This is a genomic window from Microcoleus sp. Aus8_D2 (genome assembly GCF_036702665.1).
Lineage (GTDB): Bacteria > Cyanobacteriota > Cyanobacteriia > Cyanobacteriales > Microcoleaceae > Microcoleus.
This window is the reverse complement of the sequence record NZ_JAUBUN010000015.1, coordinates 1-24917: the sequence shown is the minus strand read 5'-3', so window position 1 is coordinate 24917 and position 24917 is coordinate 1. Positions and strand designations below refer to the sequence as shown.

General features: G+C 43.3%; 19 protein-coding genes. 7 read left to right on the top strand and 12 right to left on the bottom strand.

Going from position 1 to position 24917, the window contains the following annotated elements:
- The 6 genes from QUB64_RS14110 to QUB64_RS14085 form a co-directional block, all read left to right on the top strand.
- A partial coding sequence (locus QUB64_RS14110) for a hypothetical protein (RefSeq protein ID WP_333394099.1) occupies positions 1-236 on the top strand: 236 nt, incomplete at its 5' end.
- A 262-nt stretch (positions 237-498) separates the two neighbouring features.
- Positions 499-1479, top strand: a complete 981-nt coding sequence (locus tag QUB64_RS14105; protein ID WP_333277000.1) for a glycosyltransferase — start codon at positions 499-501, stop codon at positions 1477-1479.
- Between the two features lie 12 nt (positions 1480-1491).
- On the top strand, positions 1492-2364 hold the full coding sequence (locus QUB64_RS14100; RefSeq protein ID WP_333277002.1) for a DUF4214 domain-containing protein: 873 nt from the start codon (positions 1492-1494) through the stop codon (positions 2362-2364).
- 185 nt (positions 2365-2549) lie between these two features.
- Entirely contained in the window at positions 2550-3905 is a 1356-nt protein-coding gene (locus QUB64_RS14095; RefSeq protein ID WP_333277004.1) for a sulfotransferase, read from the top strand.
- Positions 3906-4001: 96 nt separating this feature from the next.
- Positions 4002-5174: a class I SAM-dependent methyltransferase gene (locus QUB64_RS14090; RefSeq protein ID WP_333277006.1), complete on the top strand. Its 1173-nt coding sequence runs from the start codon at positions 4002-4004 to the stop codon at positions 5172-5174.
- A 1-nt stretch (position 5175) separates the two neighbouring features.
- Complete coding sequence (locus QUB64_RS14085) at positions 5176-6276, top strand: hypothetical protein (protein ID WP_333277007.1); 1101 nt, start codon at positions 5176-5178, stop codon at positions 6274-6276.
- Between the two features lie 165 nt (positions 6277-6441).
- Here QUB64_RS14085 and QUB64_RS14080 read toward each other — a convergent pair whose 3' ends face one another.
- From QUB64_RS14080 to QUB64_RS14055, 6 genes are all read right to left on the bottom strand, one after another.
- The gene (locus QUB64_RS14080) at positions 6442-9411 is read right to left on the bottom strand and encodes a tetratricopeptide repeat protein (protein ID WP_333277008.1); all 2970 of its coding nucleotides are present in this window, start codon (positions 9409-9411) and stop codon (positions 6442-6444) included.
- Positions 9412-9646: 235 nt separating this feature from the next.
- On the bottom strand, positions 9647-15241 hold the full coding sequence (locus QUB64_RS14075) for a tetratricopeptide repeat protein (protein ID WP_333277010.1): 5595 nt from the start codon (positions 15239-15241) through the stop codon (positions 9647-9649).
- A gap of 681 nt (positions 15242-15922) precedes the next feature.
- Positions 15923-17080: a calcium-binding protein gene (locus tag QUB64_RS14070; RefSeq protein ID WP_333277012.1), complete on the bottom strand. Its 1158-nt coding sequence runs from the start codon at positions 17078-17080 to the stop codon at positions 15923-15925.
- A 209-nt stretch (positions 17081-17289) separates the two neighbouring features.
- Positions 17290-18072, bottom strand: a complete 783-nt coding sequence (locus tag QUB64_RS14065) for an SDR family oxidoreductase (RefSeq protein ID WP_333277014.1) — start codon at positions 18070-18072, stop codon at positions 17290-17292.
- Positions 18073-18113: 41 nt separating this feature from the next.
- Entirely contained in the window at positions 18114-18293 is a 180-nt protein-coding gene (locus QUB64_RS14060) for a hypothetical protein (protein WP_333277016.1), read from the bottom strand.
- Positions 18294-18296: 3 nt separating this feature from the next.
- A complete protein-coding gene (locus tag QUB64_RS14055) occupies positions 18297-19214 on the bottom strand; it encodes a nuclear transport factor 2 family protein (RefSeq protein ID WP_333277018.1) in 918 nt (305 codons plus the stop codon).
- Positions 19215-19427: 213 nt separating this feature from the next.
- On the opposite strand from QUB64_RS14055, the gene murG reads away from it, so the two are divergent.
- Entirely contained in the window at positions 19428-20492 is a 1065-nt protein-coding gene (gene murG, locus QUB64_RS14050; protein WP_333343465.1) for an undecaprenyldiphospho-muramoylpentapeptide beta-N-acetylglucosaminyltransferase, read from the top strand.
- Between the two features lie 546 nt (positions 20493-21038).
- On the opposite strand, the gene QUB64_RS14045 is transcribed toward murG, so the two are convergent.
- From QUB64_RS14045 to QUB64_RS14020, 6 genes are all read right to left on the bottom strand, one after another.
- A complete protein-coding gene (locus QUB64_RS14045; protein WP_333277022.1) occupies positions 21039-21488 on the bottom strand; it encodes a Panacea domain-containing protein in 450 nt (149 codons plus the stop codon).
- A 189-nt stretch (positions 21489-21677) separates the two neighbouring features.
- Complete coding sequence (gene ureG, locus QUB64_RS14040) at positions 21678-22274, bottom strand: urease accessory protein UreG (protein ID WP_333277024.1); 597 nt, start codon at positions 22272-22274, stop codon at positions 21678-21680.
- Between the two features lie 208 nt (positions 22275-22482).
- Positions 22483-23181, bottom strand: coding sequence for an urease accessory protein UreF (locus tag QUB64_RS14035; RefSeq protein ID WP_333277026.1), 699 nt, complete (start codon positions 23179-23181; stop codon positions 22483-22485).
- Positions 23182-23385: 204 nt separating this feature from the next.
- Entirely contained in the window at positions 23386-23823 is a 438-nt protein-coding gene (ureE, locus tag QUB64_RS14030) for an urease accessory protein UreE (RefSeq protein ID WP_333277028.1), read from the bottom strand.
- Between the two features lie 297 nt (positions 23824-24120).
- Positions 24121-24612, bottom strand: coding sequence for a DUF4168 domain-containing protein (locus tag QUB64_RS14025; protein ID WP_333277030.1), 492 nt, complete (start codon positions 24610-24612; stop codon positions 24121-24123).
- Between the two features lie 52 nt (positions 24613-24664).
- Positions 24665-24823, bottom strand: a complete 159-nt coding sequence (locus QUB64_RS14020; protein ID WP_333277032.1) for a hypothetical protein — start codon at positions 24821-24823, stop codon at positions 24665-24667.
- Between the last annotated feature and the right edge of the window lie 94 nt (positions 24824-24917).

The following is a 24917-nucleotide window of genomic DNA, read 5'->3' as shown; positions in this document are numbered from 1 at the left end:
CCCGACAGCACATCATTCGGGACAGTTTGGCAGAATTTGCCAGAATTTCTGGCTGTGCGATCGACAAAAAAAACCCCCAAACCAAAATTGGTCGGGAGTTATTAATCAGGGTGCATCTACTAATCTACTCTCCGCCCCGACAGCACATCATTCGGGACAGTTTGGCAGAATTTGCCAGAATTTCTGGCTGTGCGATCGACAAAAAAAACCCCAAACCAAAATTGGTCGGGAGTTAATTAATCAGGGTGCATCTACCAATCCACTTTCCTGGGAATTCAGTAGCAATCCGGACAGTTGCATCAAATTTTTCAACAGCGCCATCCCTTGAGGATAGGCAAAATCTGAATTACACAGTTGAAGGGCGATCGTATTTCTTAACCTAAAAATCAACATCCCGCTTCCGGAGTCGCTGCCCAACATAGCGTATAACGGCAACAAGTGGCAATTTCGTCAATTGCCGCTGACACATCACGGTTTAACCTAATTATCCCCCCACTTATGTCAACTGAGACTGCGACACCCAGAGTTAGCGTGATTATTCCCGTGTATCAGGGCGATCGCTTCCTTGCTGAAGCCATAGAAAGCGTCCTGAATCAGACCTACACTAACTATGAAATCATCGCAATCGATGATGGTTCCACTGATAACAGTTGCGAAATTTTAGAATATTATTTTGATAAAATTCGCTATGTTTTTCAGGAAAATCAAGGGGTAGCTGCTTCCAGAAATCGGGGGATTCACATGGCCAGAGGCGAACTCATTGCTTTTCTCGATCAAGATGATTTTTGGTTGCCTGATAAATTGGCTTTACAAGTAGCTTGTTTTGACGCGCAACCCGAATTAGGGATAGTGCACTGTGGCTGGCGGCGAATTAATGCAATAGGGCGCGCTTTAGGAGAAGTAACAGCTTGGGAAAATGTACCTATTTTAGACCTAGCTGGATGGTTGCAGTGGATGCCAATTCTCCTAAGTGCAATGCTTGTCAAGCGGGAATGCTTGCAGCATATTGGGGGATTTGACACTAGATTCAAGCAGGCTTGCGATGTCGATATAGTGCAGCGTTTAGCACTGAATAATTGCCAAACAGAATGGGTGCGCGAAATACTGACTTGCTATAGAGAACACGATCGGAATGATTCGCTGAACACACCTTTACAAGCAACAGAATCTTGGGCCGTGCGAGAGCAATTTTTTGCTCGCTCGGACATACCGGAACCGATCCGACAGTTAAAAAATCGGTATTGCTATCACACTCTTGTCTGGATTGCATGGAGATTGTACTACACTGGCTATTTTGGTGGCATGGCTGACTATTTGAAGAAATCGTTGAGTTACACACCTTATTCACGAACTAAAACAGTTTCGGATTGGGTCAAAACTTTTCAGAGATATGCGAGAGAATATGGCTTTTTTATAGATATGGATGTCCTAGTTAATTCTGTGCAGTGGCAACAGGTAATGAATTGTGTGCTTAATTGAGGTAACAAAAATATGGATACATTAACTGGAAACAACCGTCCTTCCGATCGCAATTCGATGACGCCATCTCCGTCAAAAACCCTCCAATCCAAAAACTATTCTCAAAATTTTGATGGCAAGGCTTTCGCGGACTTCATACAAGGCAGTAGCTACAAAATCAACACTGAAATGTTTACTTTAGTATCAAATTTAGATCCAATAGAAATTAGCGATTTTGAGTTTATAAATGCTGCTAGGCAATTTAACGATGAAGATTTTATCCGAGCAATTTATAAAGCATATCTTAATCGCGAACCTGGAAATTCTGAAGTAAATTTTTGGGCAAACGAAATAAAAATAAACAAAGGTAGCCGGATTATTTTACCTATTGCAATCAGAAAAACTGTAGATTTCACGTTATTATCAAAACTGAAACAAAAACAAAAAAAATCAGAGTTTTCATCAAACTTGATCGGGAATATTTTTGACATTTGCGTCAAAAAAATTAGAAAATTTTTCGGCATTCAATCTCTTGAAATATTAATCTCTCTCAACCAGGTATTGGAGCAAAATGAATTTATAATGGCAGGATTTATAGATGGACCAAAGACAGGGGATAAAATTAATACCTCAACTTATACGATCGCTGGTTGGCTAATATGGAAAAATATTCAGCCAACCATCAGGTTAATCAGTAACGAAACAGTTATCGATGAAGTTTCTATTCAGGTACCGCGTCCAGATGTAACTACTGCTTATTGTCTTGAGTCTAAAACTCACAACTGGGGGTTTAAGATATTCTTGAATGTCAAGGAGCTATCAGAGCAAGGACATTTACAATTACAAGCTAATTTTCCGAATGGCCAGGTAGTTAACTTTGGTTTAATTAAATTTGTCAAATATTAATCGATGCCATCTCTTTTGAAATTGTCCGGATCGTGTTTGATTTTACAAGTATTGAAAAGTATGTTTAGTCTTAGATATTTCTCAGAGTGCGGTTGTCAACTATATGGCTAGACTCTGAGTAGTTAAACCTAGTTATCACAGGTGATGAGTTGTCTTGTTGTAAAGCTAAAAACCAAAGGATAATTATGACGACACATACTTTAGTTGAAATTCTCGATGTCTGCTTATCTGCAACAGCTCCTGAATTATTGTCGGGTTTTGCTATAGATCATCCCCAGAAAGGAAGCAAAACCAATACCTACACTATTGATGTTAGCGGATGGGTGTTGGGTAAAAAGTCTCCGGCTGTTGCTGTTGAGTTAGTCACCGATGGAAGAGTGTTAAAAATAATTTCTACTAATGACTTGCGCCCAGATGTAGCGGAGGTTTATTCGGAATTACCCGGAGCTGAGAATTGTGGTTTTTTCACAACAGTTGGAGTAATCGGAATTTCGGCTGAGGCTGAACTACTTATTTATGCGGTACTCCAAGATAACAGTCGTGTTTTAATGGGAGTAGTGAAATTTCAGCATCAGCCTCTTCGCTCTCACTATCAACCAAAACTAAAGCCTCTTATGGTTACAAGTGGAGGTCGTACAGGCACAACTTTGCTAATGCGAATTTTCTCAGAACATCCACAGATTAGTGTCTACAAACAATATCCTTATGAAATCAGAGTTGCACAATATTGGATGTGGGTACTGAAAGTCTTATCAGAACCGGCAGATCACCTTGAATCATCTCCCGATGCAGAATTTGATTCCACTTTAAAATGGGCAGGTCATAATCCATTTTTTAGTAAAAAACTTATTAATAACGAAGAGCTTATGTCCTGGATGAGCCGTACATATCCAGAGCAAAGTGCCAGCTTTTTTCAGCAAAAAATAGACGAATTTTATCTGGTTTGTCACAGAGAAAATAATCAGTCATTATCTGATATTTCAAACTCTACTGAGGTTAATACTTATAAACCCATATACTTCTCGGAGAAATTTGTACCCAAATATGTCCAGTCACTTTTGTGGGAGTTATATCCACAAGGACGTGAAATATTTCTGGTACGCGATTTCCGTGATATGTTATGTTCAATACTTGCCTTTAATTTCCGCAGAAAAAGGAGTGATTTTGGCCGCCAAGATGCAATAAGTGATGAGGATTATGTTCGGATAATTTTAACTCCAAGTATTACCCTGTTGCGTGATACTTGGAGATCTCGATCTGTACAGGCACATTTAGTACGTTACGAAGATTTAATCTTATCTCCAGTTACAACCCTTAGTAATATCTTAGAATATCTGGAATTAGAAAATACACCTGCAATAGTTGAAAAAATGATTAAAACATCCTCACAGGATACACCCGAACTGCAACAACATCGCACTACATCCGATCCTAAATCATCAATTGGGCGGTGGAAGCAAGACTTAAATGCTTCTATACAAGCCGTATGCCAGGAATCTTTTGGTGAAATCTTGGAGGAATTTGGCTACAATTATAGCTAAGTAAAACATCACATATATTATTAATTACGATCGGGTGCAGGCAAAAAAGTAATAACCACATCATTATCTGTTTAACCTACCGGAGATTTAGGAATTATGTCGCTCGACTTGTTTGAATACCACATTGATTCACCCACCAATAATCTAGAAATTACCAGCGCTCTTTTTCTAGTAAGTGGCTGGATAGTTTGTGAGGGTATAAATAGTATACAAAAGCCAACACTATGTAATGATTCTCACTCATTTAGTCAGCCGTTAAATATCATCGAACGTTGTGATGTGGAAGCTATTTATCCACATCACAACGTCCTAGGGTTTTCTCAATACATTTCAGTGCTTGACATACCCCAAGATGAAACATGGACTATTCAATTCTTGGTTAACGGTGAACAATCTAGTTTTCCCTTGTCTTTATCTATTTCACCAAATTTTAAAAAGCTCAGATATCATAAAATCAAAAAGCTGAAAAAAATTCAGTCATACCTGCATTGTCCAGTTTGTGAAAGCCACAATCTAAAAAGTTTGACGGATAATTTACTACAATGTAAAGATTGTCAATCAAAATATCCGTACAGTCATAACAATTATAACTTTCTGATAGGAGATTTAATTAAATATGGTAATATCAAACCGACTGAAAACATATCAGCCAATGAATACGATCCGATTGCCTTAGATATTATCCAAGAATTTGCCGGGGGATTAATACTTGATAATGGCTCAGGATTAAGACATATTTATTATGACAATGTTGTAAATTTTGAGATTGTTGATTACCCAACTACCGATATTCTAGGTATTGGAGAGAAGCTGCCTTTTAAATCAAATAGTTTTGATGCCGTGTTTTCTTTTGCCGTCTTAGAACACGTCAAAAATCCATTTGAATGCGCTCTAGAAATCGTCAGAGTCTTAAAGCCAGGGGGAAAACTCTATGCTGTTGTTCCCTTTCTCCAACCTTTCCACGGCTATCCCGATCATTATTACAACATGACTAGCAGCGGTCTAAAAAATCTATTCGAGAATTTTTTAGATATTGTTGATTGTGGTGTTCCTTTATCTGGCGTACCAATTTGGTGTCTGAGTTGGTTTCTAAATTCATATATACGTGGCTTACCAGAAGATGTAGCACAAAAATTCAAACAAATGAAAATTGGCGAACTTATTGAATCGCCGATTCAATACTTAGAACATGATTTTGTTAACAAATTAAACCAAAATGTCAATGAAGAATTAGCCTGTACAAATTATATAGTGGGCCTAAAAAAGTGACATGAATAAATCGTACAAAGAGAGAGCGATAGCAATTTTTATTGGCACTTTTTCAGGGATTATTGGGAGTATAAATCCCTTGATGCAAGTAGCTCAATTTCAGCCCGCCATAGGTGTAATTAATACTGGCTTATTTAAAATAGCTGATTCTGCCCAAAATGGTTATACCTATGGTTATGCTCCAAGTATCGTCAAAGAAAACGGAATTTATCACATTTTTTATTGCTCAACTCCAGAGTTAGCCGCAGGTATTGATGCGATTCGCTACGTTTATTCACAAGATGGATTAAATTGGTCTACTCCCAAGATTGTACTTAGAGCAAATCCGAGTATTAACCCCAACACCGGACAATGGATAAATCGAGCAGCCTGCGATCCGAGCTTAGTTTACTACCAAGGTTACTACTATCTTTACTATACTAACCAGCATCAAACTGGTTCCAATTTAGTTGGTGGAAATAGACCTACCCAGGGTAATATTTCTGTTTCCCGTGCTAGCACGATTGACGGACAATACTTGACTTACACCAAAAGAGGCACATGGGAAAAGAATCCGCCCGATGCGAAAATGATTATTTTGCCTCTAGTTAAGCGGAGTGGGGATCCAGGAAGTTACGGAGCTGGTCAACAGACTGTATTGGTTAAAGATGGTGAGTTATATATGTGGTACACTGACGACTCAATCTCTTCCAGAAAAGAACCACGTATATACTTCTTAAAGTCTACAAATCCAGTCAGTTGGAGTGTAGAACCCGTGCCAACTAATCTTACCAACACTTCTTCAGTTGATTTAAAATACGATCATATAAATAATAAGTTTGTTATGCTGAAAATACTGCAAATGCACACTAAAAATACCTCATTAGTAGCATCTGATTCCCAAGATGGAATCAACTGGAAAAATTTTCGGACTATTTATCCTCAATATAAATTTCCTGCTTTTGCTCACAATGTTGGAATGAGTGGTAATAGAGAAGGTCATTTTGTTGATAAAGAAAGTCCAATCGCAGCCTTTGGAGTTCCTTACAATCTCAGCAGTCAGGATACTTGGGGGGCATGGGATTTATTCGGAGTTAGAGCAGATATTTTTAAATCTGAATGAGTTTTTTATTGCACAATATAAATTACAGGAATTACGCATTATGAGGGCATAGCAAGGCTTTGGGATGGATTCACAACCTTCGTTTCGGACAGAAACCAGTGCAGCATAGAGAAAGTATGCTGCACTTGCGTTTTCCGTTTAATTAAATGGAGCTACTTAATATCATTAACATAGGATTTGATACCGTAACTCCACTACCCCTAAAGGAGCACGAGTGCCATCTTCGAGGATAGCTTGTAAAAGTAGTTCTGTTTCAGGTGGAATTTCAAATACTCCTAACATTTTTGCAAAACCGATGTATTCAGCTTTTGGAGCATCTGGATAAATAGCTGCAACATCAGGACGAGGTATATCAACAGGTATCTGTAGTAGAAACTGACCGTTAACTATTAACTCGATAGCGACAGCGAGCGATTTTTTTCCTAAGACCCAACCCGCAATCAAAATAGAACTGCTTTCCACTTGTGGCTCAGGTTTTGGTAAATCTATAGAATACTCCCATAACGATTCCGAATTGTCTTGCAGCCTGGATACAGCCAAAATTTCAACAACAGGCACAATTTTTAAACTATAATCTTCTTGTTCCCGCGTTAAATGAGGGTTATAGCAAAGGTCATGCTCTATAATCTCCTTCCATCTTTGCTTCATTATTTCAGTTTCTTGTAAAAAGCGTTGCTGTTTTGTGGGTGTATTTTCTGCACCCCGACTCTTCGATTCATGGTGATATAAAACCACATGAGGCAAATAAATATTGCGGTAGCCAATATCTAGCATCTTTAGGCATAAATCAACATCATTGAACGCCACGGCAAGCTGTTCATCAAATCCGCCAACTTTTTCAAATACTTCTCTGCGACACATCAAACAAGCTGCGGTGACTGCGGAGTAATTATTCACAGAGACAAGCTGAGAAACATAGCCCTGATGGCTAGCAGGAAAGTTTTTGTGACTGTGACCAGCTACGCCTCCAATCCCCATCACTACACCCGCGTGCTGAATCAGATGATCTGGGTACAGCAATAAAGCACCTACAGCACCAATTGTTGGTCTTTGGACTTGCTCAACCATTGCCTCAAGCCAATCTGAAGTAATGATTTCTGTATCATTATTCAAAAACAGGATATAATCACCATTCGCTTTGGTCACAGCATAATTATTGATGCTAGAATAATTGAAGGGAATATTGTATTCATAACATTTAAATCTATTTGGTTCGCGCACTTTCCAGTCTGCAAAAATTGCTTTTGTTTCTAATTCGTCAGAGCCATTGTCTATGACAATAACTTCATAATTGGCATAGGTGGTTTTTTGGAATATAGATTTTAAACATCTATGTAAAACATCTCCTAAGTTTCGAGTGGGAATGATGATGCTAACGAGTTTGTACTCAGTAATTGAATACCTTACAATGTAAACACCAGGGAATTCGGGCGGGGTAACAATCTTATTTACTTTTTCGCCCCGTCGTTCTAGCGAATCTTTCAGAGCTTTTTTCGCTGCTCGCTCAGCGTAGGATTTAGCATGATGATTTCCTGCTGTAGAATTCGAGTGAATTCTCCAGTGATAAAGAACTTTAGGAATGTGAAATATTTTATCTGTTTTCTCGGTCAGTCTCAGAACTAGATCGTAATCCTGACTGCCTTCATAGCCAATTCTAAAACCTCCTACCAGATTTACTAAGGAACGACGGTAAACTCCCAAGTGACAAGTGTACATCCTGGAAAGAAATGAATCGGGACACCAATCTGGCTTGAAAAATGGGTCTGTTAGTTGACCTTGCTCGTTTAATTTGTCTTCATCAGAATAAATCATATCGGCTTGAGGATGGCGATTTAGCAACACAGCCACTTCATAAAGAGCGTCAGGTGTTAATAAATCGTCGTGGTCTAGCAAGGCAATAAATTCTCCAGTTGCCAATTTCAAGGCTGAGTTTGAAGAAGCCGAAATATGACTATTTTGAGTTTGATATACTACTTTTATTCTGGGATCTATCGCACTATATTCCTCCAGGATATTCCTAACATGAGGTTGAGCCGAAGCATCGTCAGCTATGCAAAGTTCTAAATACGGATAAGCTTGCGCGAGTACAGACTCAATAGCTTCCCGTAGCAGTTTTTCTGGTGTATTGTAAACGGGCATGATCATGCTGATCGCGGGCTTATACTTGAAGGAATTGACCCGCTCGGACATCTGTCGCAATTCATCGGGTTTAGGTGTATTTTCCTGCAACCATAAAGCGTAGATATCGGTATTAATAGAAGTTGTTTGAACAGCTTGAGATAGGCTACTGTTTTTTTGCAAACATTTTGCTAAATGCAAAGAAATTTCCGCACAATCTGGCTGAACCTGCAATCCCATCCGATAAAAGACGATCGCCTGATTTATCTCTCCTTGTCTAACTAAGGCATTTCCCAAACCCAAATAAAGTTCAGCATCATCTGGCTGAATATCTAATGCTTTGTGGTAAAGTTCGACATCATCAGGATTTTGTTGAATTGCCTGACGATACAAACTAATAGCTTCCTTTGAATACAACCGAGTTTGATTTTGCAGAGCTTCCCCCAACTTTTCATGCACGCAAGGCAGATCCGACTTTAAATGAATCGCCCTTCGATAAGAAGCGATCGCATCTTCCCACATCTCCAACCGCACCAAAGCATCCGCCAAGTTATAGTGAGACCAATGGAAGCCTGGATTTAGCTCGATCGCACTTCTATACGCTGACACCGCCTCCTCCCACATCTCCTGCTTAATTAGCACATCCCCTAAATTATTGTGCGACCAAGAAAAATCCGGGTTAAATGCGATCGCCAGACGATACGCAGCAACCGCCTCATCCAATCTGCCTTGTCCTTGCCAAAAATCCCCCAAATTGTGATGAACTTCCCACAAATCCGGCTGAATTTCGATAGCTTTTTGATAAATTATTACCGCTTCATCTAACTCGCCATTTTTAACAAGAGCGTCTCCCAAACTCTGGTAAATTTCTGCTGAAGTAGAATCTAAATCTAAGGCGTGGCGATAAGAGGAAATAGCCTGCTCCCACTCTCCTTTCTTGGCAAAAGCTTTTCCTAAGCTGTAGTGAGGTTTTGCAGAACTGAAGCTAGCATTAACTGTGCTAGAGGAATGGGGCAATTTTCTATTTTTTTTGTCCCCTTCTGAAGAGGTTATTTTTAAAGCTAAAGATTGCGGATTTAACAGGCGATCAATTGGTGGGCGCGCGAGCAATGAATCGGAATGGTTATTAAGAGGAAATTCTATGATATTATTGGTTTCGCTGTTCATATCCTATACCTGCAAAAAATTGAGACAGTCAAATCCTTGTGACTTATTCTTCTGTTCGCTGAATCAGTATCCGGAAAGTTGATCGCTAATTTTTTGCCAATTCGATCGCGCGGTGGTAAGCGTGGATCGCTCCATCAATTTCACCTTTTTCTTGCAAAGCATCACCTAGTTTGTGGTGAAATTCCCAGATATCCGGTTTCAATTCAATGGTTTTTTCATAACACCCGATCGCCTCATCCAACTGACCATGACGGTCTAAAACTTCCCCCAAACTTTGATAAGCTTGAGCAAAGCTGGGATTTAATTCGATCGCCCTCCGATAACAGGCGATCGCATCTTCCCGCCGATCGAGAGTAGCCCAAACCTTCCCCAAACTGTAATGAGACCCCTCATAATTCGGCTTCAGTTCAATCGCTTGCCAGTAAGCTGCGATCGCATCTTCCCACTGTTCCTGAACGCTCAAAACCTCCCCTAAATTGTGATAAGCATCCGCATAACTCGGCTGCAACTGAATCGCCCGCCGGTAACAAGAAATTGCCTTCTCCAACTGACCTAACTCTAGCAAAGTATTGCCCAGAGTAAAGTGTTCCTCACCCGTTGCCCAATTGATATCTAAACTAAGAGCTTCATACCAGTATTCTGCCGCTACTTGCGGGTGACCAGACTGCAAAAACACATTAGCTAAATTTCGGTAAGCTGATCCTAAATCAGGTTTGAGATCGAGGGCTTTTTGATAAGAATTTATTGACTTTTGCCACTGTTTATGCCGAGCGTAAATGCTGCCTAAATTCGCATGAATCTCAGCAAAATTAGGATCAATTTCCAAGGCTTTAGCGTACCAATACCGAGCCGCATCTACCTTGCCCATTGCTTGAGTAGCATTCCCCAAAATTTTGTAGGCAATTGCCTCCTCCGGTTTCATTTCAATAGCTCGCTTGCACTCAGTTATAGCCTCCTCAAATTTGCCCTGGGCGTAATAAGATTCTGCCTGTTTTATGTATGCTTCCGTACTGACAGAATTGACAACTGTCAGAGGTTTGCCAGAGTCGATCGCCTTTGCAGACAATCTGAGAGTTGCCGCAGATTTTGCAGGATTGTTACCCGGATTATTTACCTCTGTCGAGGAAGCGAGCGCATCCCCAGTTGCCACCGCAGCAGCAGGTTGGCCACTGTTTTGAGAGGCGTTTACCTGTGTCGCGGCGGCAACAGTATCTACTGCTTTACTACCCGATACCGAACAGTTACCGTTAAGTACCGCCACTTTCTGCAAACAGACAGCAGCTTCATCCAACTTGCCTTGTTTTGTCAGCGCTTTCGCCAGATTTTGGTAAGCAGCATTCAAGTTTGGATTTAACTCGATCGCGCGCTGGTAACACGCGATCGCCTGAGTGATTTTATCTTGCCTAAACAAAATGTTTCCCAGTTTAAAGTGGTGATTGGGCGATACCTTTTCCGGTTCCAAGGAAAATGCTTCATACCAGCACTCATTTGCCTCTTCCTGCTTGCCATCTTGCATCCACACGCGAGCCAAATTCCGGTAAGCTGCTGCTAAATTCGGCTGGAGGGCGATCGCCTTTTGGTAACAAGCGATCGCAGGCGTTCGCTGTTGTTTCATGGCATACAAACTGCCGAGATTTACGTAGGCTTGTACGTCGTTAGAATTAATTTTGACACTTGTTTGATAGCACTCGATCGCCCCTGCTAAATTCCCCCGCCCTTGCAAAATACTGCCCCACAGTTTGTAAGCAGCCACCGCATCGGGTTGAATTTCAATGGCTCGCTGACACTCAGCAATAGCGCTATCGAATTGTTTTTGGGCGCAATAGGATTCTGCCCGCTGAATGCAGTTATCAGCCGTATCTTGCCTCCGAAAATCGGTCGTAAAACCGCTGTCAACAACTGTCACCTGCGGCGAAACATCCGCAGAGTTGGGAACAGCGGGTGCAGAATTTGCCGGATGGGCGATCGTATTTAACAGTTGCGGTACAGCAGGAATTGTTTGCTGTTGCTGCTGCAACTGTACGCGAGGTTGATCGGCAGCAATTGTGGAATTCAATTGCAAGGAATTAGCTGCAACATTTGCCTGCAAAGTAGATGTTTGGGGATTCTGATGTAACTCAGCTTTTGGGTTTGCACCCACCACTACTGTATTCAACAGATCTCCAGAAAGATTAGCCTGATTTTCGCTATTTTTTCGATAGTTTGCAACTTCTTCCTGCAACTTTCTTTGAGCTTTTAGAGCATTTCCTAACTGTTGGTAAGCCTGGTTGAAATTGGGGTTTAACTCGATCGCGTGACAGTAACAGCGTATAGCCTGCGTTACCTGATTCTGCCTCAAAAAATTATCGCCCAATTGGATGTGTTCTTCAGGCGTGGCTTTAGCAGGTTCCAGAGAATACGCTTTAAACCAGCACCCGTCAGCCTCCGATAGCTGCCCCATTTGCGCCCACACCCGAGCTAAATTTCGGTAAGTTGATGCTAAATTCGGCTGAAGGGCGATCGCCTTTTGGTAAAATGCGATCGCCGATTGCCACTGCTGTTCCTGAGCATAAAGCGTCCCCAAATTAGTATAAGCTTCCGCAAAATCTGGCTCGAGTTCAATAGCCTTAGCGTAGCAGTTTTTCGCTTCCTCTACCTTGCCTTGAGCTTGCCTAGCATTACCCCAAATTTTATAAACCCTCGCATCTGGTTTAACTTGGATAACTCGCTGGCAAGCTGTCGCCGCCTGCTCAAATTTCCTTTGAGCATAAAACGATTCTGCACCTTGAATGTAGACTTCAATATCCTCGGGGTTGAAAGCTAAAACACCTGGAATGTTATTGTGATTACTTACTGTATTTTTCAGGGGCGTGGATGTTGATTGTTGGTAACAAACTAAAGCCATATCCCAATTTTTTTCTTGGGCGTACAGAGTCGCAAGTTTAGTATAAACTTCCGCAAAATTTGGCTGAAGTTCCAGAGCTTTTGTGTACCAATGCTTTGCCTTGGCTAAATTTCCTTGTACTTCACTGATATTGCCCAAAGTTTTGTAAGCTGGTGCAAAATCAGGTTGGTGTTTCAGGGCTTGCTCGCAAGCAGCTACAGCATCAGCTAACTTGCCTTGTTCTAAATATAATTCTGCCCGTTTTTGGAAATAATCTGCTGATTCTTGGTTCATAATGACCCTCGGTTTTTTATGCTCTTCGCTCGCCATTAAATTTTGTGCATTTTTTGAGGGAATTAGATTAATATTCCCCATCATGTTTTTGAGATAATTCAAATTTACTAAAATATCTTCAGTCAATGGATTTTGATACATTAACTGTCGGATTGGGTAGCACTCAAAGTTCTCTCCTGTTACGTAATAATGTTCTAGATTTAGCTGCTGACCGATCGCCCAATAGTAATGCCTGATATAATTCGGGGAGGTCAGCTCAATTACTTTTGTTCCGGGAGAACAGAAAATAATATTTGTTAAACCGCTGCCGTGCGGCGCAATAATTACTTTCGCACGAGCAAATAAAGCTATCTGCTCGTTCAAAGTCATAGATTCTAGTAGCACTGGAACAAAGCCAAATCCGCTTAAAAAATCGATGACTTTTTCTTCATTGATGACTCGTCGGTAGCTACATTTGCTGCGGCTGATATAGATGCGTTCTGGGTGAGGATTTTTGCTCTCGCTGGCGAAGCTTTCTGGGAGTTTAGGAGATTGTTCTCTTGAAAAAACTCGCCTCAAAAACTCAAGCCCCTGGGTTGACAGCCAACCCAAATATCCGGAAAAAGAGGGAACAATTAATTGTTTGGCTTGAATGTAAGGATGGCGATCGCTCTCGATAATTTTATATTCAGGAATCCCCAATGCTTTCAGGGTTTCTCGCTGAAAAGGCTGCTGGCAGCTATTAACCAAAAACCAATCTATCTCTGCCACATTTACCCCCCAACGGTGCAGAATTTCCATCCGGGGCAAGATATCCACCATCCAGTGAAAATAGACATTTCCCGAAAGTCCGGCCAATACCGCCACGGTACCGTCGATCTTTTCTAAAGGTGGCAATTCTTCCGGTTTTAAATTCAAAAACCTGTGCGGAGTAGAATGTTGATTGTCGCATCCTGGTAACTCGCCCGGATATTCGCGGGAAAGTTCGGGTAACAGGCGATCTTGTTCATCTATAATTGCGATCGCATTGCAAATCATCCAAGAATTTTTCTGCGGTACAATCCAAGCCCGCCCGTTGGGGAGGGAAGTCACAAAGGTTTGCGGCGACTCAAAAGCTGTTTTGTGCTGGCGATCGCAAGAATATACGCCATCACCTAAATGTACAGGCTCAAACTGTCTGAAAATCCGCCTGAGACACCGCTGACAATCTAAACCATGACATTTCGATTTCTGCTGTTCATTCCCATTGACAATGGAGGGTAAGGATCTGTCAAATTTGGAATTTTCAATATCTCCCAAAATGGTAAGTCTGGGGTGTCCGAAGGATTGAGGAGTGGCAGGGATTTTTGCAGGGGAATTATCTCCACGATCGACCTTTATATCTCGATCCCCCCTAGCCCCCCTGATGTCGGCTCGATCCCCCCTAGCCCCCCTTCTTAAGGGGGGAACCGGAAGCACTTTCAAAGTCCCCCTTTTTAAGGGGGATTTAGGGGGATCTAGACTGGGGTAAAGGCGAGTCAGTTGCTGCAATTTCTGTTGTTCCAATACAGCCTGCAATCGATCGCAAATATCCGATCGATCGCCCGCAATTGCTAGCACCAAGCGGTAAATTACAATCGCTGCCGAAAATCGTTGCTGTTGACTCAAGCAATCAGCCAGCCGCAAGTAAATATCCGCATTCTTAGGTTGAATTTGTAAAGCTTTTTGGTAATATTGTTCCGCCTGTTCGTAGCCGCCGTACTCAGCCAAGGTATTTCCCAGATGAAAGTAAGTATCTGCTAAATTGAGGAGCAATGATGAAGGAGCGAGCGGATTTTTAGTAAGATCAGAAATGCCAGAACCAGAGCCATTTTTTCCTTGAAGTTGCCGGAGAAATCTGACACAGGCTATTTGAGAGCGATCGAGTTCATTGAGTTCTGCTACAGAAGTCAACCGCATCTCTACGTGGCGACAAAAACCTTCAACAAACTCGCTTTCGAGAGCGATCGCATTTTGGAAAGATAGCATTGCTGAGGCTAATTTGCCTTGCGCTATCAGGGAAACAGCCCGATCGCCATACACCGCAACCCGATCGGGATTTTGGCTAATTACCCGATCGAAACATTCTCCGGCAAAAGTATGCAGCCCCAACTGCTGGAATGCTTTCCCCAAATTGTAATGGGCCATCACTAACTCTGGTTGCAACTCGATCGCGCGGCGGTAAAGGGCGATCGCTTGTTCAGGCTTTCGCAGTTCCAACAGTACAATACCTAAATTATTGTACAGAGCCGCATCATCGGGCGCAACAGCTATTCCCGCTTGAAAAACTGCAATTGCTTCATCAAATTTGCCCTCCTGGGCCAGAATGCAGCCCCAATTGCTGTAGGCTTTGACTGCGCAAGGTAAAAGTGCTTTTTCAGAGCTTTTTTTCCAGCAGGATATGGCTTGCTGGTAACTGTCAATCGCTGCTTCTATCTTTCCTTGCTGTTGAAAAGCAGTGCCAGTGTTGTAGTGAGTTGTAACATCTAAATTGGTATTTTGTGCGATCGCTTCTGTACTAATCATAGTTAAATCACTGATTTTAAAATGTGAATTTATACCGCCAGTTATAACTAAGATTGCACACTAATTAAGACTTACATACTGATGGTCATACCATGGGAAATTTGAGATTTGAGACTTGAGATTTTAGAGTGGGGATGATTGACGGGATATTGGCTTGGATATTCCCTACAGTTGCCGGATTTTAGAAGAATGGTATCATCAGCCATGTATTTCACTACACTACTTCGTTACCACCCGCATCTCGTTCAGTTGACCTGTGACCGCTTGACAGTTGACCGCTTGAGGGCACTTGACTGGGAAGTCCGAGGATTGGAGGAATGAATAGTCTGATTTTAATTTCTCCCTACAATGGTTCCGGCTTTAAACCAATTTTTTATGGTAAAAAAACTGGTTATTTTAGTGGCGGTGCGTAAGTAATGGCTAAGGTGAGTAACAATAAAGATACCTGTTCTATAGCAGGATTTACGCTTTATTTCTCGAACCGCAATTTCGCGCTATATATAATAGTTTAGCCAAAATTTTGTCAGCACCAATCCTGTCTGTAATAAATTTTATTGTTTTTCATAAAAAGTTTTATTTTTTGTTATTCAAAGTGATTTGATTATTCTGGGGCGGGCAGATCGATGACCCGTAATAATTAAATTATATGAATGGTAGATATACCCTCAATCGGGTTCAAATTTAGATGATTTCAAAGTTATTTGACCCAATATTCAGGTTAGAACCGACTTGCGCGACGATCGAAACTTGACCGTTTTGATTGCGGTAGTACAACAAACCGTCAACCGGGTTGTAGATGACATTAGCCGCGCCCGCAGTCCCAGGAGTGTTGGGATTGAAATTGGGGACGGCAATAAATTCGTTTGGAGTTAGATTGCCCGGTATCAAAGCATTAAACACAGCTCGATCGAGCTGGATTTTATCTTGTGTAGGATTAAAATCGGTCAGGGTATCCATATTATCGGCGCCGACAAACTCGAAGCGGAATGTATCCGCCCCCAGCCCACCGCTGAGGATGTCATTTCCTTTGTCGCCAGAAATAATATCGTTTCCTTTGCCGCCTTCTACGATGTCATTACCTTTACCGCCGAACAAAATATCGTTTCCTTTGCCACCTCTTACGGTGTCATTTCCTAAGTTGCCGTTGATCAAGTCATCTCCGGGGCCTCCCTCAAGCAAATCATTGCCTTTACCGCCGAACAAAGCATCATTTCCTTCGCCACCCAAGACAATATCGTTGCCCTCACCGCCGAACAGGTTGTCGTTGCCGAGGTCGCCGCCGATCAAGTCATCTCCGGGGCCGCCCTCAACCAAATCATCGCCTTTACCGCCGAACAAAGCATCATTTCCTTCGCCGCCCAAGACAAGATCGTTGCCCTCACCGCCGAAAAGGTTGTCGTTACCAATGCCACCGAAAAGGCTGTCGTTGCCGAGATCGCCAAACAGGAAGTCATCATCAGCACCGCCCTCAATGAAATCATCACCTTTACCTCCAAACACAGTATCATTGCCTTCTCCGCTGCGGATGGTATCGGTTCCTTGATTGCCAAAAAGAAGGTCTTCGCCAGGGCCACCATCGATTAAATCATTGCCTTTACCGCCGAACAAAACATCATTTCCGTCGCCGCCTCTTAAGCTGTCATTGCCCTCTAGACCAAATATGATGTCATTGCCATCAAGACCGGCAGCTTCATCGTTACCAGAGCCTAGAATGATTTGATCCGAACCGATGCTACCGTTAATCCTGTTTGGTATATCGGGTGAGCCTTGGATAATTAGACCGCCAATAGCGTTCGGTTGAACGCTTAGCGGTTGAGTGGGATTTGTTATTTGGGACATGGCCAGTCATCTCGCATAGGGGGGGTATCTATCGGGAGTGTTTAGATCTCTGGTGAATTTTACTAGCTAAAATCCTGATGTCCGGAATGGTTGTATATAAAAAAAATCCCAAAAATCCAATGATTTTTGGGATTTGTTGCAATAGAAAAAATAATGATACAACCGGAACTTATTTAACTATTTCTACGTCTTTAATTGACCACTAAAAATTATTTGCGGTGAACCAGAGTTGCGCTAGCTTGGTCTGTCGGAACTAGCAAGACTTCGCTAATATTGACGTGGGGCGATCGCGTCGCACAAAAATACACGACATCCGCTACATCGTCCGCAGTCAGAGGTGTCAGTCCTTGATAGACATTTTTTGCCTTTTCTGCATCGCCGTGAAACCGGACATTGCTAAATTCTGTTTCCACCAAACCGGGTTCTATTTCCGTCACCCGCACCGGTGTTCCCAAAAGGTCTTGTTTCAACCCTTCAGAAATAGCTCTCACCGCTGCTTTGGAAGCGCAATAAACATTACCTTTCGGGTAAGCTTGGCGGCCTGCTATGGAGCCGATATTGACTACGTGGCCGCGGCCTCGGCTGACCATTCCCGGCACGATGTAGCGAGTCATGTACAGCAAGCCTTTCACATTGGTATCGATCATTTCTTCCCAATCTTGAAAGTTGCCTTCGTGCAGTTTGTCTAAACCGCGGCTCAGTCCGGCATTGTTAATCAGAATATCGATGTTTTTCCAGGCTTCGGGGAGCGCAGTTATCGCTGATTCGACTTGCAGGCGATCGCGCACGTCCAATTCTAGCAAGTAAACCTCGTTCGCCGACGCGATCGATTTTGTGTCTGCAAGTTCGTTTGCCAGTCGATCGAGGTTTTCAAGGCGGCGGGCTGCTAAGATTAGTTTGGCTCCACAGGAGGCGAATATCTTGGCACAGGCTGCTCCGATACCGCTACTCGCACCCGTAATGAAAACAATTTGATTTTGGATAGAAATCATTTTTTGTCAGTTGTCAGTTGACTGTTGTCAGTTGACTGTTGTCAGTTGTGATTAGTCATTAGTCGGTAGTCATTAGGGAAAATTACCAATGCCCTGCGCGGGCCAATTCCCTGCGCGGGCCAATTCCCAATTACCAATGCCCTGCGCGGGCCAATTCCCTGCGCGGGCCTGCGCGGGCCAATTCCCCATTCCCAATTCCCAATTCCCCATTCCCATAACATCTATTATTTTACAACCCGCAATCGCACGCTAACTGTTGCTATTCCGCCTTGCCGCATCAACACTGCTGAAATCCAGCGAGTCTCAGGCGCAGCGGGAGCTTTACCTACTTTAAAAATCCCCCCGGAATTCAGCAACTCCAGATCGACTTCTGCGGACTTAAAAAATGTTTTTTCGGTAACTGGTTCCTCCAAAATAGTTCCTATTAGAATGTCATTGCCGAGCGGCTCTCGAACAATGGCATCAAAATGGTACTCTTCGCCCACTTTAACTTGCTCCGGCCAATTAACTTCAATTGTGGGAGGATTTTTCCCATAACTAAGCTGAGTTTTTTCTGCTAAAATCTCTTGCTTAACTATTTTTTCACCTTCCAAACGCTGCTGAGAACGGATGGTAGCTTTCAGATTTAATTCTCGGCCATCTTTTTTCTGAGTGCCGGCAATTGTAGTTATGGTTTCAGCGATAATCGCGCTACCTTCGGTTTTCCAAGATTTGATCTCGGTGCGGTAATTCAAACTCGGATATCGCTCCCACAGTTGGGTAAGGGCTTTTTCCATGATGCGGCTGTTTAAGCCGTCAGAATGAGTGAAATTCTGGCTGTAAAATGCCATGACTGCTTTGACATCGCGCCGGTTGGCTGCTGCGTCCATTTCTGTTAGCAGTTTGGTGAGTGGGGCTGGCGCATTGGCTGGGGTTTGGGCGATCGCCCCGGTCGTCGCCCCGATCGCGCCTACAGCATTCGGATGCAGTACGCCAGCACTTACCACTGCTAAACATAACAACATTTGAGCGATCGACTGCCCGCAGTTAAAGCCAAACACGATCGCCCGTTGGCGCAGCCCTCGAAGAGGATCGGCTTTTTCGTCCCGACGGCTGGCAAAATACTGAGATACACTTGGCATTAAATTCAAAAAATTACGCATTAGATGATAACTTGGTTATTTGTCAGGGGTCGCGGCGCGGGCAACTGTTCGCCTGCAACGAAAAACTGACAACGGAAGGAGGGACACGGCACAATCTAATTTTAGATGGCTGATTGAAAATTGGCTGAAACTGCCGGAACAATAAGCATAATAATCTAAAACCTCTAATCTAAAATCGATCGACCTGTGGAACTTGTAAAAGAAACAAATACCTTGACAAAAGCCCCCCTGCGGTTGTTGGTTGCAGCTAGCGGCACGGGAGGACATCTATTTCCGGCGATCGCCACCGCTGCGGAGTTGCACGACTGTCAGATCGAATGGCTGGGAGTCCCAGACCGCATGGAAACGCAGTTAGTTTCATCCCTTTACCCCCTCCACACGATCGCCGTTGAAGGCTTTCAGCAGCGATTTGGACTCGGTACAGTGCGAATTTTGGGCGGACTCCTCGGCTCGATCCTTCAGGTGCGAAAGTTGCTCAAAGCGGGAAATTTTCAGGGAGTATTTACTACCGGCGGTTACATCGCAGCACCAGCAATTTTGGCGGCTCGCTCTTTGGGTTTGCCGGTAATTCTCCACGAATCTAACGCAATTCCGGGGAAGGTGACGCGGTGGTTTAGTCCTTTTTGCAATGCTGTGGCGATCGGATTTGCAGCAGCAGCCCAGCATTTACCGGGCGCGAAAACGGTGGTTGCAGGTACGCCAGTGCGATCGCAATTCCTCGCGCAGCAACCTCTAAAGTTACCAATTCCTGACAGCGTACCTGTCATTTTAGTTATGGGCGGCTCCCAAGGTGCTGTCGCAGTCAATAAATTAGTGCGCGAGTGTGCTCCGGCTTGGTTTGATGCGGGTGCTTGGGTAGTTCACCTCACCGGAAATAATGACCCGGATGCTGAAATTTTGAAGCACGAACAGTATCTGTCGATGCCATTTTACGACAATGTGGCGAGTTTATTGCAGCGAGCAAATATCGCAATTAGTCGATCGGGCGCCAGTGCGCTAACAGAATTAGCAGTTACCGGAGTACCTTCTATTTTAATTCCGTTTCCTCACGCCGCTGACGACCACCAAAGATTTAACGCCGAAGTATTTGCCACAGCCGGCGCCGCCTTCGTATTCCGTCAAAGCGAACTCACAGCAGAGGTATTGCAAAGCAAGGTGCTCTATTTGTTAAAAGATACCGAATATTTAGCAAAAATGTCTCAAGCGGCTACTCGCTTAGCAGTAACAGACAGTACGGAACGTTTGGCAAATTTGGTCAGGGAATTGTTGAATCGGTAGCGAAAACTTGACACCGCTGCTAATTTATACCATTTTTCCAAACTTATGCAACAGTATTCGTAGGGTGCGTCGCCACGAAAAATCCCTAAATTCAATCAACTTTTCGAGCGGCGACGCACCTTATAGCATTTATAAAAAAGTTTACTACAACAAAAATGTTAGTTTTATTCCAATACGGTTCACTCGCAGATGGTCATTGCGAGGCACGAAGCAATCGCAATGTCTATTTTTCATCGGTTTTCTCTCTGGGAATCTCTTAAGTAAACCGTATTGAGTTTTATTCACATGAGCCCTTGAAAATAACAGGTTCGTCGCTATTGGATTGTCGCTCTTTTTTGAGGATTGTCGATGGCTCCGCACCCTACGGCTTTGATTTAAAAGAAAACCGCAGATGAACGCTTCGGAAGGCAGATCGTGTCAAGATAATTTGCGAATGAATGCAGTTCAAGTCTTTAGTCCGCGAAGGCGGACTTCGTTTGTATAGTTGCGGTTTCAACCGCCGAGTTTTATGAAATCCCTGTCCTTTTTTCTTGGCGTTGATTTGCCTTAAACTGCTTCTTCACAATTGAGTTGAGTCTTGAAGTATTCCTTAAGCGATTGATGAGTAATTGTAGCGCTATTTTGAGCAGCAAGTTTCCAGGGATATTCTTCTTGCGTCATGTTGCGCAACTTCCATGCAGCAAACTGCCCAAACACCGAGTAAAATTCATCAAGCAGGCTCTTAGTTTCTTCGTCGTAAATCGAAAAGTCTATATCTTCAGGATATGGAATTGCACCAGCACCATACTTTTTATAGTGACGGTACAAATCAGGAACAACCGGCCCGTGAGTCCATGCTTCTATTGTTTCGGGAAATAGCGGTGCATCGTACAAAGCTAAATGAAAGCCTTGAGCGTAGTAAAGCAATTTCTGAAGTTTGAGATTAGATATCAGATCGCCAGCATCTTCACTTGCCTGAGCCAAAAAGTATTTGGTAGCATCATCACAACTCAGCATAACTTACTTGGTAATCATTAAACGGCTTATTTTTATGATACTAGATGCGAAGTAAGGTTTGTAGTGAGGACTTTAGTCCGCAGAATCAGAGGACTAAAGTCCTCACTACGAACTGTTATTAATTCGTTTAAACGACATTCAACTTCACAAAGGACTAAAGTCCTCACTACGAACTGTTATTAATTCGCCCTAAACGACATTCAACTTGACAAAATCAACCACCGACGCTAAGCCATCCTGAGTCTTCAGATTAGTAAAAATAAAAGGTTTGTCCCCGCGCATCTTTTTTGCATCCCGTTCCATCACGCCCAAATCTGCTCCCACAAAAGGCGCGAGGTCTGTTTTATTAATCACTAACAAATCCGACTTAGTAATTCCCGGCCCGCCTTTGCGCGGAATTTTATCACCCGCAGCCACATCGATCACGTAAATTGTCAAATCTACCAACTCCGGGCTAAAAGTTGCCGCCAAATTGTCGCCGCCGCTTTCGACAAACACTAAATCTAAATTAGTAAATTTGTATTCTAACTCTTCTATAGCTACCAAATTGATCGAAGCATCTTCGCGGATAGCAGTGTGGGGACAGCCGCCCGTTTCTACTCCCAAAATGCGATCGCTCTCCAAAGCTTGACTCCGAACCAAAAACTGTGCATCTTCCTGAGTATAGATATCATTAGTCACAACCGCAATCTGGTACTGTTGGCGCAGCGTTTTGCACAAAGCATCAAGCAAAGCTGTTTTCCCCGAACCAACCGGGCCAGCAATTCCTACACGAAAAGCACCCATAGCGATTTTAGATTTTGGATTTGAGATTTGAGATTTTTTATATTGTAGGGTGCGCAGTGCGCACCTGGCATTAGCTAGTTCCAAGGCTCTGCCTGGGAACTCATATTAGCGAGGCTCTGCCTCGCCTGGTAAAATGGAAAATGGAGGCAGAGCCTCCGGATCTACGTTACCAGGCAGAGCCTTGGAACAAGTATAATGAATAGAAATTTCAACTCCGAAACAACCGAGTGTACAGAGTTTCGTGCGCCATGCTAGCCAGTCCCAATCCCCAACTGCAACTACCAAGGTCATCATCTTCTAATACTAAAACTTCTTGCGCCGTTGAACTAATTTGAGATTGCAAATCTAACAGCAACTGCTGGCCCGCAGTTTGACCGAGGGGAATCAGTTTCACGCCCGCACTCGCCAAATTTGCAGCCCAACTGTACAAATATCCTACCACGGCCGCTTCCTCTTCAATCTGCCAGCAAGCCGCCGCCATCCCAAAGCCGATCGCAAAATTGCACTGATTGCCGCCAACTTCGACCAAATCTTTTACAATAGTTGTCAATCCAGAAGCTACGGGCGATCGCAAATCCAGCAACAACCGCGTCAAAGTACGTCCCATTTGCCAACTTTGCAAGCGCAACTCTTCAGTTTCCTTAGCCGCAGTCGCCCAAGCATTCCAGTAACTCAAAGCTTTCAAATCCCCAATCTTCGCCGCCCTCAAAGCCCGTACCGCCACAGCAGCTTCAACTCGCACCGCCCCAAATTCCAGCGAATTTTGCAACCAATTCCTCAAACTACTCTCGCTGTCGATCGCACCTGCTGCTACCAAACTCTCAATTCCTTCAGAATAACTATAAGCTCCCACAGGCGCAAAAGCTAACTGCAACAAACACAAAAGAGAATTACTGCGATCGTCCATCCGTTATATCCATTAAATCCGGTAGTACACTGTAATCATTAAATTTATTCCATAAATCTTTGATCGATCGACCAACCGCAGATGTCAGACAGACAAACGCAGATAAACGCAGATAATTTCAAGATATTAGAGCAAGCAGTCTATTGTCACGTCCATCCGTTAATCCGTTACATCCGCTACAAAATCCGTTGCCGAACTTTTTTTTCAGTGACTGTGCGCGTAAGCGCCGATTTCCGGCTGAAACGGCACAATTTCCTCTATTACTTCCAAACCCATCTTTTCCAGCATTCCCTGCAAAACAGAATCAGGAGAAAGCCTTAAATAATTATCAGCAACTTCTAAAGCTACGTGACGATTTCCCAAATGATAAGCCGCCCGCATCAGCAGCAGCCCAGTCGAGGCCCGCGCTGTCAGTACCGGTTCGGGTTTTGCACTTACCAGTACCAAACAGCTACCGTCTTCCGACTGTAATAAATCTCGATCGCGCAACACCGTACCTCTAGGCAAAGCCAAGTGTAGCACTTCTCCAGCCTCCGTCTCGAATCGGTGGCGGCTGCGAGTGCGATCGTCCGCTGTCATCGGCAAACTCAAGCTGACAACAGCATCGGGATTTGCAGGCAAATGTTTTGTGAAAGTTAGCATTTTTCTATTCTATTCCTCAAAGGAATTGACTTCACATCTAGTTTTTGAGGAATATCTTTTTTCTTTCTAATTGCGATTTACTATGGGTGGGGTGGGCATCCTGCCCGCCTCTACCGTTAAATTTCAATGCCAAATAGTTATCTCTCTGAACCGCTCCCGTTCTTGTTTGCTTACCATATTTAGGTTACTTTGTCAAGCACTTATTTATCGAGCGCCCTTTTCTCAAAAAATATTGCCTGCCGTCCAGCAACTCGAACCATAGAACAGGAGAGGAAGAAAGACTCAAGCGCATCTATTTTATTGATTGCCCACTTGTTGCAGCCGCAGCAGCTCGGCTTGAATTTGCTGTTTGATTGCCGGATTCGCTTGCTGGAGCAAAGTGAGCTGATTGAAGCGACTAACTGTCAAACCATTGGTTTCGATAATTTTTTTAGCTTGTTGGCAATAATTCACGGCCACGCCGCGCATACCTCCAGACAGGCTGTTAATTCCCTGAGTTTCGTTGCAGACTATTCTGGGAACCGAGCCACCAGCCATTCCTTTAATTTCCTTCATAGCTTCCTCCCGTCTGGGTTCTATTCCCAATACAGAGCGAGCGTAGCTAGTAATTTCGGCGTTGCTAATTTCTTGAGCTTGGGCGGCCGCTCCGAAAACGAGGCTTGGAGATTTTGCGTACAAGTCAGGGGCCCATCCGCTAGCCAAAGCTGCTGCGGAAATGATGCCAAGCAACAGCGATTGCCGCAGCATCCGGTTTAATCGAAATTTAGAGGTGTTGAGTGAGGTGTTCATGGTCGTCGGTGATTGCTTGCGTGTAGATAAAAATGACACAGCGCACAGAGGCTCAATATTTGAGAATAATGTGGTGGCTAAAAAGTTCCTGCCCTTGAGTGACAATTTTTAATTCAAGCACTCTTGATTTGCTAGTTGCTAGAGCGATCGACTTTTTGGCAAATTCGATAATTTGCTTCACTTTAGCATCTTTCGGAGGTTGACCCAACACAAAATTTACACGGTAATTTTCACTCTAGCAATCCCTTAACCGAACTCAGCTCTCGAACCAACTCTTTAAACAACAATTTAACAGCTTTAGCGGC